The sequence below is a fragment of the Acidocella aquatica genome (assembly GCF_030160635.1).
Taxonomy (GTDB): Bacteria; Pseudomonadota; Alphaproteobacteria; order Acetobacterales; family Acetobacteraceae; genus Acidocella; species Acidocella aquatica.
Genome location: NZ_BSOS01000013.1, coordinates 60,253 through 72,340, shown reverse-complemented (window position 1 = coordinate 72,340; position 12,088 = coordinate 60,253). Strand labels below are relative to the sequence as shown.

Annotated in this window: 12 protein-coding genes; 6 read left to right on the top strand and 6 right to left on the bottom strand. The window is 64.5% G+C overall.

What is annotated here, in order from left to right:
- Window positions 1-75 precede the first annotated feature (75 nt).
- Both QQJ84_RS04775 and QQJ84_RS04770 read right to left on the bottom strand, forming a co-directional pair.
- Complete coding sequence (locus QQJ84_RS04775; RefSeq protein WP_408861779.1) at window positions 76-1,119, bottom strand: NAD(P)H-dependent flavin oxidoreductase; 1,044 nt, start codon at window positions 1,117-1,119, stop codon at window positions 76-78.
- Window positions 1,103-2,317 carry an aspartate kinase gene (locus QQJ84_RS04770; RefSeq protein WP_284256949.1) on the bottom strand — a complete coding sequence of 405 codons (1,215 nt, stop codon included), beginning with the start codon at window positions 2,315-2,317 and terminating at the stop codon, window positions 1,103-1,105. Before QQJ84_RS04770 ends, QQJ84_RS04775 begins: the two co-directional genes overlap by 17 nt.
- 62 nt (window positions 2,318-2,379) lie before the next feature.
- Between QQJ84_RS04770 and ubiG the strand changes: the two genes are divergently transcribed.
- Window positions 2,380-3,087: a bifunctional 2-polyprenyl-6-hydroxyphenol methylase/3-demethylubiquinol 3-O-methyltransferase UbiG gene (gene ubiG / locus QQJ84_RS04765; protein ID WP_284256948.1), complete on the top strand. Its 708-nt coding sequence runs from the start codon at window positions 2,380-2,382 to the stop codon at window positions 3,085-3,087.
- Between the two features lie 48 nt (window positions 3,088-3,135).
- Here the strand turns inward: ubiG and QQJ84_RS04760 are convergent, their stop codons facing one another.
- Complete coding sequence (locus QQJ84_RS04760; protein ID WP_284256947.1) at window positions 3,136-4,131, bottom strand: acyltransferase family protein; 996 nt, start codon at window positions 4,129-4,131, stop codon at window positions 3,136-3,138.
- Between the two features lie 75 nt (window positions 4,132-4,206).
- Here QQJ84_RS04760 and QQJ84_RS04755 point away from each other — a divergent pair, with 75 nt between their 5' ends.
- A complete protein-coding gene (locus QQJ84_RS04755) occupies window positions 4,207-5,394 on the top strand; it encodes an outer membrane beta-barrel protein (RefSeq protein ID WP_284256946.1) in 1,188 nt (395 codons plus the stop codon).
- Window positions 5,391-6,134 (top strand): WecB/TagA/CpsF family glycosyltransferase, encoded by a 744-nt coding sequence (locus tag QQJ84_RS04750; RefSeq protein WP_284256945.1) that lies wholly within the window; start codon window positions 5,391-5,393, stop codon window positions 6,132-6,134. Before QQJ84_RS04755 ends, QQJ84_RS04750 begins: the two co-directional genes overlap by 4 nt.
- Here QQJ84_RS04750 and QQJ84_RS04745 read toward each other — a convergent pair.
- On the bottom strand, window positions 6,097-7,107 hold the full coding sequence (locus QQJ84_RS04745) for an enoyl-CoA hydratase/isomerase family protein (protein ID WP_284256944.1): 1,011 nt from the start codon (window positions 7,105-7,107) through the stop codon (window positions 6,097-6,099). The two genes, QQJ84_RS04750 and QQJ84_RS04745, sit on opposite strands and share 38 nt — an antisense overlap.
- 40 nt (window positions 7,108-7,147) lie before the next feature.
- Here QQJ84_RS04745 and QQJ84_RS04740 point away from each other — a divergent pair, with 40 nt between their 5' ends.
- The 3 genes from QQJ84_RS04740 (at window position 7,148) to map (ending at window position 9,781) form a co-directional block, all read left to right on the top strand.
- Window positions 7,148-7,459 carry a hypothetical protein gene (locus tag QQJ84_RS04740; protein WP_284256943.1) on the top strand — a complete coding sequence of 104 codons (312 nt, stop codon included), beginning with the start codon at window positions 7,148-7,150 and terminating at the stop codon, window positions 7,457-7,459.
- A 1-nt stretch (window position 7,460) separates the two neighbouring features.
- Window positions 7,461-8,876 carry a class II fumarate hydratase gene (fumC, locus tag QQJ84_RS04735; RefSeq protein ID WP_284256942.1) on the top strand — a complete coding sequence of 472 codons (1,416 nt, stop codon included), beginning with the start codon at window positions 7,461-7,463 and terminating at the stop codon, window positions 8,874-8,876.
- 104 nt (window positions 8,877-8,980) lie between these two features.
- The gene (map, locus tag QQJ84_RS04730) at window positions 8,981-9,781 is read left to right on the top strand and encodes a type I methionyl aminopeptidase (RefSeq protein WP_284257023.1); all 801 of its coding nucleotides are present in this window, start codon (window positions 8,981-8,983) and stop codon (window positions 9,779-9,781) included.
- Between the two features lie 60 nt (window positions 9,782-9,841).
- Here the strand turns inward: map and hpf are convergent, their stop codons facing one another.
- Both hpf and rpoN read right to left on the bottom strand, forming a co-directional pair.
- The gene (hpf, locus tag QQJ84_RS04725) at window positions 9,842-10,435 is read right to left on the bottom strand and encodes a ribosome hibernation-promoting factor, HPF/YfiA family (protein ID WP_284256941.1); all 594 of its coding nucleotides are present in this window, start codon (window positions 10,433-10,435) and stop codon (window positions 9,842-9,844) included.
- Window positions 10,436-10,483: 48 nt separating this feature from the next.
- The gene (gene rpoN, locus QQJ84_RS04720; RefSeq protein ID WP_284256940.1) at window positions 10,484-11,986 is read right to left on the bottom strand and encodes an RNA polymerase factor sigma-54; all 1,503 of its coding nucleotides are present in this window, start codon (window positions 11,984-11,986) and stop codon (window positions 10,484-10,486) included.
- Window positions 11,987-12,088 lie beyond the last annotated feature (102 nt).

Sequence of the window (12,088 nt, the reverse complement as noted above, 5' to 3'; positions counted from 1 at the left end):
CCCGATCAGACGATTAGAGAGGTTTTTTCTTCCCTGGATTGAATTTTTTTCAACTCAGGGAAGAAATTTGCCGCCTCAGGCCTTCGCCGCGCGCGCCACCAGCGCCGCCAGCGCCTGCGCCCGCAGATCGGCCAGGATTTCCGCGACCGGCTGTATGGAAGTGACCATGCCGACCGACTGCCCGGCCATGACCGAGCCGTTCTCGACATCGCCATCAATCACCGCGCGCCGCAGCGCCCCGGCCCAGAAATGCTCGATCTCAAGCTGGGCGGCATTTTTATCCAGTTCGCCGTTCTGGAATTTTTTCAGCACCTCGGCCTGGTGGCGCATGAAGCGCTTGGTGCCCTCATTCACCAGGCCGCGCACCGGGATCACGGGGAAGCGCTCGTCGATCTGCACGGAGGGCAGCGCGTCGCGCGCGTTGGCTTTCAGGAAGGCCTGCTTGAAGTTGGGGTGCGCGATGCTCTCCACCGAGGCGGCGAAGCGCGTGCCGAGCTGCGCCCCGGCGGCGCCCATTTCCAGATAGCCCAAAATTGCCTCGCCGCGCGCCAGCCCGCCCGCGACGAACACCGGCACCTCACGGATATGCGGCAGAATTTCCTGCGCCAGCACGGTGAGCGAGACCGGGCCGATATGCCCGCCCGCCTCGGAACCCTCGATCACCAGCGCATCCACGCCCGATTTCACGAAACGTTTGGCCAGCACCAGCGCCGGAGCGAAGGCAACGACCTTGGCGCCACCATCCTTGGCCGCGCGGATCGCGGGGCCGGGCGGGATGCCGCCGGCGAAGACGATATGCGTGACCTTCGCGCGCAGGCAGATCTGCACCAGCTCGTCGAGCTGCGGGTGCATGGTGATCAGGTTCACGCCAAAGGGCTTGTCCGTCATCGCCTGGGTGGCGGCGATCTCGGCCTCCAGCAGGGCTGGCGGCATCGCGCCGCAGGCGATGACGCCAAACCCGCCCGCGTTGGAGATGGCCGAGACCAGGTGGCGCTCGGAGACCCAGCTCATGGCGCCGGCCATGATGGCGTGTTCAGTGCCCAGAAAGGCAGCGCCGCGGGCCTGCAGGGCGGCGTATTCGCCCGCCGCGTCATGCGTGCAATTAAGCATCGAGTTCATACGCCGTGTGCAGCGCGCGCACCGCCAATTCGGTATATTCGGCGGCCACCAGCACGCTTACCTTGATCTCGCTGGTGGAGATCACCTGGATATTGATGCCCCGTTCGGCCAGGGTGCGGAACATGGTGCCCGCAACACCCGCATGGCTGCGCATGCCAACGCCGACCACCGAGATTTTCGCGACGTTCGGATCGGTGGAGATTTCCGCGTAGCCGATTTGCTGGCGGGCCTGCTCCAATACGGCGGTGGCGCGCGGCAGGTCGGTCTTGCCGACCGTGAAGGTCATATCCGTTGTGCCATCGGCGGAGACGTTCTGCACGATCATATCGACGTTAATATGCGCCTCGGCCAGCGGCACGAAAATGGCGGCGGCAACGCCCGGGCGGTCTGGCACCCGGCGCACCGTTACCTTGGCTTCATCGCGCGAATAGGCGATCCCTGCGACAATTTCCTGTTCCACAACTTCATCCTCATCAACAACCATGGTGCCGGGCGCATCGCTAAAGCTGGAGAGCACCTGCACCCGCACATGCTCCTTCATCGCCAGTTCCACCGAGCGGGTTTGCAGCACTTTCGCACCCACCGAGGCCAGTTCCAGCATTTCCTCATAGGTGATCTTGCTCAGCTTGCGCGCCTTGGGCACAATCCGCGGATCGGTGGTGTAGACCCCGTCCACATCGGTATAAATATCGCAGCGGTCGGCCTTGAGCGCCGCCGCCAGGGCGACCGCCGAGGTGTCGGAGCCGCCACGGCCCAATGTGGTCACCCGGTTATCCGGGCCGATGCCCTGGAACCCGGCGACCACGGGGATCTGCCCCTGTTTCATGCGCTCGATCAGCTCGTCGGCCTCAATCGAGCTGATCCGCGCCTTGCCGTGCTGGCCATCGGTCTCCACCGCAATCTGCCAGCCCATCCAGCTGCGCGCGTCCGCACCCAGGTTTTGCAGGGCAATCGCTGTCAGCCCGGCGGTCACCTGCTCGCCGGTGGCGACCACGGCGTCATACTCGCGGGCATCAAAAAGGGGGGAGAGCTTCTGGCACCAGTCGACAAGCTGGTTCGTGGCGCCTGACATGGCGGAAACCACCACGGCCACCTCGTTGCCCTTGTCGGCCTCCGCCTTCACCCGTTGGGCGACATTGCGGATACGGTCCAGATCGGCGACGGAGGTGCCGCCGAATTTCATCACGATACGCGCCATACATAAGTCCCTTGTGGAAAACCGGCCGGGGCGTCACATACCGGTCACAGGAGAGTTCGGCAATGCAGAGCAGTTCGGTCAGACCAGAAGAAATCGCTCTTTTCGACGATTTGGCGTCGCGCTGGTGGGATAAAAGCGGCCCGATGCGGCCTTTGCACATGATGAACCCGCCGCGCGCGGCCTGGGTGCTGGAGCGGATCAGCCGCCGCTTCCCCGGCCCGGTGCGGATTCTTGACGTTGGCTGCGGCGCCGGTTTGCTCTCCGAGTCCCTCGCCCGGGCGGGGCATGAGGTGTTGGGGCTGGACGCCGGAGCCGAGGTGATCGCCGCAGCACAGGCGCATGCGGCGGGGCAGGGGCTGTCGCTCAGCTACCGCAACGCCACCGCCGAGGCCCTGGTGGCGGAGGGAGAAAAATTTCCGGTCATCACCGCGCTGGAGGTGATCGAGCATGTTGCCGAGCCGGGCGAATTCGTCGCCACGCTGGCGGCACTGCTGGAGCCGGGCGGGTTGTTGTTCATCTCCACCATGAACCGGGGCAGGAAATCCTTCCTGGTGGCCAAGCTGGGCGCCGAATATCTGCTGCGCCTGCTCCCCGTTGGCACCCACAACTGGAGCCAGTTCATCACCCCCGTGGAGCTGGGCGGACATTGCCGCGCCGCCGGGCTGCGGCTGTGCGACACGGCGGGGATTACCTTCGCCCCGCTGGCCGGTGGATTCCGCATCTCGCGCGACACCTCGGTCAACTACATCGCCATGGCGCAAGCGGGCTGAGTTTTGCCCGTTGGTGGACCGGCACCGGAGCATTCAGGCAGAACGCTGCTAATCCGTCAGCCGGTCCAGCAGTTTCACGCGCCGGAACACCAACCGCTTGAGCGCCACCGGGCCGCAGACACCCGCGAGCATCAGCGCCATTGCGAAAGGGAGGAAATTGGCGCCATTCCAGGAATATAGATGCAGCAACACCCCCTTGGTGAAGCCGATGAACAACGTGTTGAACAGATAGATCATGAAACTGTACCGCCCGAGACCAAGGAGAAGCCTTGGCGAGGATGCGGCGCAACGCCTTAACAATCCGTGAAGCGCGGGCATGGAGAGTGCTCCCATCGGCAATAAAACCACCGCCTCGGGCCAATGCGCGCCCCAGCCCGCCACCACGGCCAGGCCCAGGCTGAAGGCGGCCAGCAGCCAGCGCCACCAACGGTCCATGAAATTGTCCCAGCGCGCGCCCAGAAGCCCGGCCCCCGCGCCAAGGCCGAAAAACACCGCGTAGCGCCCCACGCGGTCGAGATACATATAAGCGGGCAGGGGCTGGGTGTAGAGCAGCAACATGCCGGCTAGCAGCCAGGGCAGGCGCCGGGGCTGCCCGTTCAGCAGCACCATGCCGGCGAGGCTGACCGCGAAGAGCACGAACAGATACCAGATGGAAGCCGCCGGGCTTTGCGCAGTGTGCCAGAGCAGCGCGCCAAGCCCACCGGCCAGCCCGGCCGGAGGGTTGTCAACGAACATAACCCGCGCGGCGGCGATTTTGCCGAGCACGATGAGCGCGCCCAACCCGAAAAACGGCACCAGCAGACGCTCCGCCCGCGCCAGCGCCACCTGCTTCCAGGCCGCGCGGGGCGCCAGCAGCAGGCCCGAGGAGACCGCCATCAGCCCGCTCAGATATAAAAACAGCGGCATATGGAAGGCATAAACCGCCCGGCGCAGCGGCTCATACCAGGCCACGCCCGCCGGGTCCGCCCGCGCGACCAGGTGGCCGAACACGACGAGCAGAATGGCCAGCCCTTTCGTCAGGTCGATATCATTTCGCCGCGCCATGAATAATCAACTATAAATTGTGTTTTGACTCAAATAAACGTTTTGGTTGTAATGTGGAAATGCCGAACATATCCCGTGCGTAAAATCCTCACCGGCCTGCTGGCGCTCACGGCTCTCCCCGCCGCCGCGCAGGAGCTGGATGCTGTGCTGCCCGCCGCCATTGCGGGCTACGGCACGCCATTCGCGGTCACGGCGGAGCATAAGCCGCCGCGCCCGGAGTTTTCCGGCTTTGAGGTCAACGGCTTGAGCATCGCCCCCGCCCTGGCCCTGGGCGCAGGTTACGACTCCGCGCCCAACGCCGCCGCCGCGTCCTCGCGGTTCACCGCCGCGCCGAGTCTGCTGCTGGCTGACCCGCTGCTGGGCCTGGGGGTGTTCGCGACCGTGAATACCGCCCTGTATCCGGGCAACCGGGCGCAGGATACCTCCGGTTTCACGCTTGGCGCCGGGGAGCGGGCTGTGCTGGCGCGCGAGACCATCACCATTTCCGCCGTCTATGAGCGGGCGCAGGAAACCGGCTTCACGCTGGGCACAATCGCCGCCGCCCGGCCGCTTGGCTTTACCGTGCGCGATTTCAGAGCCCGTGATGAGATTTCGCTGGGCATGTTCACGCTCACGCCAGACGCTTCGGCCACCGCCTACAGCTTCCCCAGCCCTGGCGCGCAAAACCGCCGCGACACGCGCGAGGGGCTGACCACGGCCTATCTGCCCCCCGGCCCGTTGCAGTTCCTGCTCCGTTTGCACGCCACGCAGTCTGTCTATGAGACCCCGGCCTTCAACGCCGCCACCTACCAACTCCTCGCCGGGCTGGTGGACACGGCCTCCGGCCTGTGGAGCTTCAGCGCCCTGGGCGGCGTGGCGCAGCGCCAGCCGCGTTTTGGCCCGGCGCTCACCGCGCCGGTGCTGGAACTGGCGCTGGATTGGATGCCGGGCGATCTGGACAAGCTGCGCCTGACCCTGGCGCGCGAAATCGACGACCCGGACGAGGTCAGCGCCGCCCCTTACACGCTGAGCGAGGCAAAACTATCCCTCAGCCATGAATATATGCGCAATGTCACCATCAACCTCACGGCCAAGGCCGCCAGCGCTGCCTATTTGCACAGCTTCCGGCGCGAGAGCCTGTTCACCGCCGATGCTGAAACCTCCTGGCGGCTTGGCCCCGAACTGGCGCTGGACGCCGATTATGCGTTCAATGACCGTCAGGCCAATTATCTGCCTGCCGCGAACGAGCATGTTGTCACATTCGGCATGACATGGACGCCTTGAGCTCCATCACGTTGCTTGGCCTCACATTTGATGACGCGCCGCTTGCGCAGGTTACCGCCGGGCTGCTGGCGCGCGTGCCCGGGGCGCCGTTCGCCTATGTCGTCACCCCGAATGCCGATCATCTGGTCCGGCTGCGGCGCAGCCCCGGGCTGTTGCCATTGTATCAGGCGGCGCAACTGCGGCTGCTGGATTCGCGCTTCATCGCCCTGGCCGCCCGCGCGCTGGGTCTGCAACACCCGGCGGTGGTGCCGGGGGCGGACCTTGCGGCGGCGCTGCTGGAGCAACTGCGCGGCGCGCGCATCGCTGTCATCGGCATGCAGCCGCCCGGCTTTGCCGCCTTGGCGGCGCGCTATCCGGCCAATCACTTCATGCATCACGCCCCGCCCGGGGGCCTGCTCAACAATCCGGCCGCCTTTGCCCGCGCGCGCGAATTTGGCTGCGGCGCGCAGGCGGATTTCACCTTCATCGCGCTCGGTTCGCCCTTGCAGGAGCATCTGGCCCACGCCATCGCCACCCAGGGCGGCGCCACCGGCACCGGGCTGTGCATCGGCTCGGCGCTGGATTTCTGCGCCGGTGTTTTGCCCCGCGCACCTTTATGGATGCGCCGTAACGGCCTGGAATGGCTCTACCGCCTGCGCCAGGAGCCGCGCCGGCTGGCCCGGCGCTATCTGCGCGCCGGTCCGGCCATCCTGCGCGATCTGCTCAGCGCGGCCTGGGCGCGAAAAGGGCGGCGATCGTAGCCGGGTTCACGTCCTCCAGCCGCGGCGGCTGCCATTTGGGGGATTTGTCCTTGTCAACCAGCAGCGCGCGCACACCTTCGATAAACTCAGCACTCATCGCGATCTGGCACACCAGATCATATTCAGCGGCAAGACACCCGGCCAGATCCCGCGCCGCGCCGCGCCGGATGATCTCAAAACTCCAATGTACCGAGCTTGGCGAATGCTGCCGCAACTGCGCCAGTGCCGCCTTGGCGAAGCTGCCGCCGTCCGCCTCCAGGGTGGCGATGATCCCGTTCACGCTATCCTGGCCGAAAGCCCGGTCGATCAGCTCCCGCTCGGCGGCCAGGGTAAAGGGGGGCAGGGGAGCGGCATATTCGGCAATCGCTGTTACACCGTCGCGCACAATCGCCGCACTCAGCGCGGCGATCTGCCCGCTGGGCACAAAATGCGTGGCAAATCCGGTATGCACCGCATCGGCGCCTGTCACCCGCGCCCCGGTGAGGCCCAGATACATGCCAAGCGCCCCGGGCATACGCGGCAGCGCATAGCTGGCGCCAACGTCGGGGAACAGCGCGATCCCGGTCTCGGGCATGGCCAGCAGCGCGTTTTCGGTGGCGATGCGGTGGCTGCCGTGGACCGAAATGCCGACCCCGCCGCCCATGCACAGCCCGTTGATGATCGCGACATAGGGCTTGCGCAGATCGGCGATCGCCTGGTTCATCGCGTATTCAAGCCCGAAGAAGCTCTCCGCGATGCTGGCATCGCCCGCGACCGCGCCGGCATGGAGCATCCGCACATCGCCGCCGGAGCAGAACCAGCGCTCCAAAGTGTCCACCAGGATGACATGCACTGCCGGATCGGCGCCAAATTCATCCACGGCGGCGCGGATCGTCTTTACCATGTCTAAATTGAGAGCGTTGAATGCCTTTGGTCTGTTCAACCGGATGCGTCCTGCTCTACCCTCACGCCAGACCTGAACCTCACGATCCATTCACTGCTCTCCAAAAACAAATTTGCCGGAGAAGTACAGGATGTTTCGTCCAAGACAAGGGGATGCGATGGCGGAGTTCCACTCTGATGAACGTAAAAGCCCGGAATCCTCACTCTGGGCGGTGGTGGCGATGAGCGGGCGGGTGATCCGCATCGCCGAGGTTTATGCAAGCCGCAGCGCCGCTTTGGCGGATAAAACCTGGCGTGAGGCGCAGGTGCGCGCCTATGCCGGATTTTTGGAGTCATCGGCCCAGCCCATCCCCATATATGCCATCAAACCCATCCGCCGCACCGATTTACCCCGCCGCTGGAAGCCGCTTCCCGCGCTGGGGTTTCTGAATGGAAGGCTGTAGAATGAACAAGTTCCGCGTTGAACATGATAGTCTGGGCGAGGTTCAGGTTCCCGCCGCCCGGCTCTGGGGGGCGCAGACCCAGCGCAGCATCGAGAATTTCCCCATCGGGCGGCGCGATTATATCTGGGGCCGGGAGGTTATCCGGGGTTTTGGCATCCTCAAGAAGGCCTGCGCCCTGGCCAACCAGGCTCTGGGGCAGCTGGCGGAGGAGAAGGCCGCACTTATCGTGCGGGCGGCGGAGGAGGTGATCGCCGGTCAATGGGATGCGGAGTTCCCCCTGGTGGTGTTCCAGACCGGCTCGGGCACCCAGAGCAACATGAACGCCAACGAGGTCATCGCCAACCGCGCCATCCAGCTCGCGGGCGGGGTTCTGGGCAGCAAAAAGCCGATCGACCCCAACGACGACGTCAATCATTCGCAATCCTCCAACGATACCTTCCCCACGGTCATGCACATCGCCGCCGCCGAGGTGATCGAGAACGCGCTGCTGCCCGCCGTGGCGGCCCTGCTGGCTGTATTCGAGGCAAAAAGCCTGGCGTTCGCCGATGTGGTGATGACCGGGCGCACCCATTTGCAGGACGCGACGCCGATCACCCTCGGCCAGGTCATCTCCGGCTGGGCCGCGCAACTGCATGCGGCGATGTCTGGCATCCACGCCACGCTGCCGGGGCTCTATGAGCTCGCCATCGGCGGCACGGCGGTTGGCACAGGCTTGAACGCTCACCCCAATTTTGGCGCCACGGCGGCGGAGTTCATCGCGCTGGAGACCGGCAAGCCCTTCCGCACCGCGCACAACAAATATGCGGCCCTCTCGGCGCATGACGCCGTGGTGGCCGCCTCGGGGAGCTTGCGCGTGCTGGCGGGAGCGGCGATGAAAATCGCCAACGATGTCCGCTGGTATGCCTCCGGCCCGCGCGCGGGCATCGGCGAACTGCTGATCCCCGAGAACGAGCCTGGCTCCTCCATCATGCCCGGCAAGATCAACCCCACCCAGAGCGAGGCGCTGACGATGGTGGCCGTGCAGGTGTTCGGCAATGACCATGCCGTGGCCTTCGCGGGCAGCCAGGGCAATTTTCAGCTCAATGTGTTCAAGCCGGTGATGCTGCACAATTTGCTCGATTCAGCCCGCCTGCTGGCCGAGGCGCTGGGCGCCTTCAACACGCATTGCGCGGCGGGCATCGCGCCAGCCTACGGGAAAATCGCCGAAAACCTTGCGAAAAACCTCATGCTCGTCACCGCGCTGAACCCGCACATCGGTTACGCGGCGGCGGCCAAGGTGGCGCTCAAGGCACATCACGAGGGGTTGTCGCTCCGTGCGGCGGCGCTGGCCCTGGGTGTCACCACGGGGGAGGAATTTGACGAATGGGTGAAGCCGGAAGAGATGACCCGGCCGCTGCGGATTGAGAACCAGCCGTGAAGGGTTTTCCACCTGGCACTTGCTTTCCGGCGGCCGCATCTGCATCTAATGCCGCAGAAACCTGGTGCCCCCACGGCACCACCCTTTAGCGAAAGACCCGAATGATGGATGGCGGCGCCGAAGCACGGCGGATTACAATACACCGGCCAGAGGATTTTGCCCCGATGCGCGCGGCGGGCCTGCTGGCTGCCCGGACGTTGGATATGATCGGCCCTTATGTGGTTCCCGGGGTCACCACCGAGGAGCTGAATATCCTTTGCCATGACTTCATCCTGGCGCATGGCGCGGTCCCGGCGCCGCTGAACTATCGCGGTTTCCCCAAGTCGATCTGTACCTCCATCAACCATGTCGTCTGCCACGGTATTCCGGGCGAGAAAAAGCTGCTCGACGGGGACATCGTCAACATCGACGTGACCGTGATCCTGGACGGCTGGTTTGGCGATTCCAGCCGCATGTATGTCGCAGGCACAGCCAACACCCGCGCGCGGCGGCTGATCGAGGTGACGTATGAGGCGCTGATGCGCGGCATTGCCGTGGTCAAACCCGGCGCCACCTTTGGCGACATCGGCTATGCCATTCAATCCTATGTCGAGGCGCAGCGCTTTACCGTGGTGCGCGATTTCTGCGGCCACGGCATCGGCCGCAATTTCCATGAACCGCCCAACGTGCTGCATTTTGGCCGCCGGGGGGATGGCCCGGCGCTTAAAGCGGGCATGTTCTTCACCATCGAGCCCATGGTCAACGTGGGCCGCCCGGAGGTGAAGGTGCTGGATGATGGGTGGACAGCGGTAACGCGTGACCGCTCTCTCTCGGCGCAGTTTGAACATATGATAGGCGTGACCGAAACCGGTCATGAGATTTTCACCCTCTCGCCGAAAGGCTACACGGTTCCGCCTTATGTCTGATAAATCCTTCAGGGCATAAAAAAAGGCCAGGGATTTTGTCCCTGGCCTTTTTCGCGGCTTTTACGCTCCGGCGGGGTCAATCCATCCCACATGCCCGTCAGGGCGGCGATACACCACGTTCAGGTGGCCGTTTTTGGAGTTGCGGAACATCAGCACCTGCTGAAACGCCAGATCCATGCGCATCACCGCGTCGCGCACCGTCAGCGACTCAATGGCCGCATCGGATTCGGCTATGATGGTGGCGTGCAGCGCCTCGGCCTCTGAATGCGCCTCGGCCTGTTTTTCAATCTCCGCCGGGGCCTCTGCCTGCAACACATACTGCCGCCCGGCCTCGGGTTTGGCGCGGTTTCCCGCATCGCGCGCGTGCTCGGAAACGCGGCGCCGGTAGCGGCGCAGGCGGGTGGCGATATGCTCGGCCGCATCGTCGAAGGCGGCATGCGCATCGCCGGCCTCACCCTCGCCGCGCACGGTAATGCCGCGGCCCGCATGCACGTTTATGTCGCAGGTAAAGAAACTTCGCGCCTTACTGAATGTAACGTGCGCCTCCAGCGCCTGGTCAAAATATTTATGGGTAATGACATCCAGATGCGTTGCCACATGCGTGCGCAGTGCATCAGAGAGATCAACTTGTTTGCCAGAGACCGTCAATTGCATGGTCTTCTCCCGAACCAAATCAGACTCGTAGTCCAGAGGGCCACCCATTCACCCTCTAGGCGGGCATTTTTCCCGCTTGCGCTGCGCCGAGCCAGGTATACGCAACGCTTCCCTGTATTTGGCCACGGTCCGCCGTGCTATGTCTATGCCTTCCTTTTGTAATATTGCCGCGACGGCGTCATCGGACAGAATATTTTTTGGGTTTTCGCCCGAAATGAGGGTCTGAACCCGGTGGCGAACGGTCTCCGCGCTATGTGTTTGGCCGTTTGCGCTAGTCAGGGCGGTGGTGAAGAAAAATTTCAACTCAAATATGCCGCGCGGCGTGGCGATGGATTTATTTGAGGTGACCCGGCTCACCGTGCTCTCGTGCAATTCCACCTCGGCTGCGATATCGCGCAGGGTGAGCGGGCGCAAATGGCTGATGCCATGGGTGAAAAACCCTTCCTGCCGGCGCACGATCTCGGCCGAGACCCTTAGAATCGTCTGCGCGCGCGACTCCAGCGCCTTCACCAGCCAGTTCGCGCCCTGCAACTGCTCGGAGAGAAACGCCTTCGTCTCGCGTGACGCCGAAGCCGCCAGCCGCGCGTGGAACCCGCGGCGGATCAGCAGCCTGGGCATCGTCTCGGGGTTGATCTCCAGCATCCAGTCGTTCGCCTCGCCAGCCTTCACCGGCAGCGGGCGCATCAACACATCGGGGATCAGCGGGCGCAGCGGCTCCACCTCAAAGCGCGCGCCGGGTTTGGGGTCCAGCCGCTTCAGCTCGGCCACCATATCGGCCAGATCCTCACCGTCCACCCCGCAGACCGCCTGCAGGGCGCGCATCTCGCGCCGGGCCAGCATTTCCAGGTTGGCGAGCAGCGCCGCCATCGCCGGGTCCATGCGGTTCTTCTCCGCCAGCTGCGCGCTCAAACACTCCACCAGGTCGCGCGCGAACACGCCCACCGGGTCAAAACGCAGCATGATTGCGCGCACGGCCTCCACCTGTTCCAGGCTGACCCCCAGCGTCGCGGCAATCTGCTCCGGCGGGTCGGAAATCCGCCCGGCGCCGTCCAGCGCCGCGATCAGCGCCGTGGCGATCACCCGGTCGCGGGTGGTGGAAAACGCGAGGCGCGCCTGCTGCTCCAGATGCTCGCGCAGGTTAGGGCCCTTGGCCCCCAGCGCGTCGATGGCGTTCCAGTCATCCTCGCCATCCTGCCCGCCGCCGCCATAGGCGCCATCCGCGCCGGTTCCCGCGTCATAGATATTGCTGACATCAATATCGAGCGGCGCATCCTCAGCGCCCGGCATCATGCCTGAGCTGGCGAAGCTGGTGGCATCGGGCGGCTCGGCTGCCGCCGGCGCGGGCAGATCGGGTTCGGCCGCGCCCCCCCCATCAGCTCCGTCCGCCCGCTCAAGCAGCGGATTTTTCAGCAGCTCATCCTCAATGAACTGGCTTGCCTCAATGTTGGAATATTGCAGCAGCTGGATCGCCTGGCGCAACTGCGGCGTCATCACCAGAGATTGCGATTGCCGCAGGGCGAGCCGCGGTGCAAAAGAGGGGCCAAGTGCCATGCGCGCAGATTAACGCAAGTCTCTGCGAGCGCCAATATGTTTTGGCACAAAAAGTGCATACAATTCGCGTGCGCGATTGTTGCGTCTTCGCATGGCGGTTGC

Coding starts and splice junctions, on each gene's coding strand:
- rpoN (WP_284256940.1), bottom strand. CDS start 11,986: ATGGCACTTGGCCCCTCTTTTGCACCGCGGCTCGCCCTGCGGCAATCG.
- QQJ84_RS04745 (WP_284256944.1), bottom strand. CDS start 7,107: ATGGATCGTGAGGTTCAGGTCTGGCGTGAGGGTAGAGCAGGACGCATC.
- QQJ84_RS04770 (WP_284256949.1), bottom strand. CDS start 2,317: ATGGCGCGTATCGTGATGAAATTCGGCGGCACCTCCGTCGCCGATCTG.
- hpf (WP_284256941.1), bottom strand. CDS start 10,435: ATGCAATTGACGGTCTCTGGCAAACAAGTTGATCTCTCTGATGCACTG.
- ubiG (WP_284256948.1), top strand. CDS start 2,380: ATGCAGAGCAGTTCGGTCAGACCAGAAGAAATCGCTCTTTTCGACGAT.
- QQJ84_RS04760 (WP_284256947.1), bottom strand. CDS start 4,131: ATGGCGCGGCGAAATGATATCGACCTGACGAAAGGGCTGGCCATTCTG.
- QQJ84_RS04740 (WP_284256943.1), top strand. CDS start 7,148: ATGTTTCGTCCAAGACAAGGGGATGCGATGGCGGAGTTCCACTCTGAT.
- QQJ84_RS04775 (WP_408861779.1), bottom strand. CDS start 1,119: ATGAACTCGATGCTTAATTGCACGCATGACGCGGCGGGCGAATACGCC.
- fumC (WP_284256942.1), top strand. CDS start 7,461: ATGAACAAGTTCCGCGTTGAACATGATAGTCTGGGCGAGGTTCAGGTT.
- map (WP_284257023.1), top strand. CDS start 8,981: ATGGATGGCGGCGCCGAAGCACGGCGGATTACAATACACCGGCCAGAG.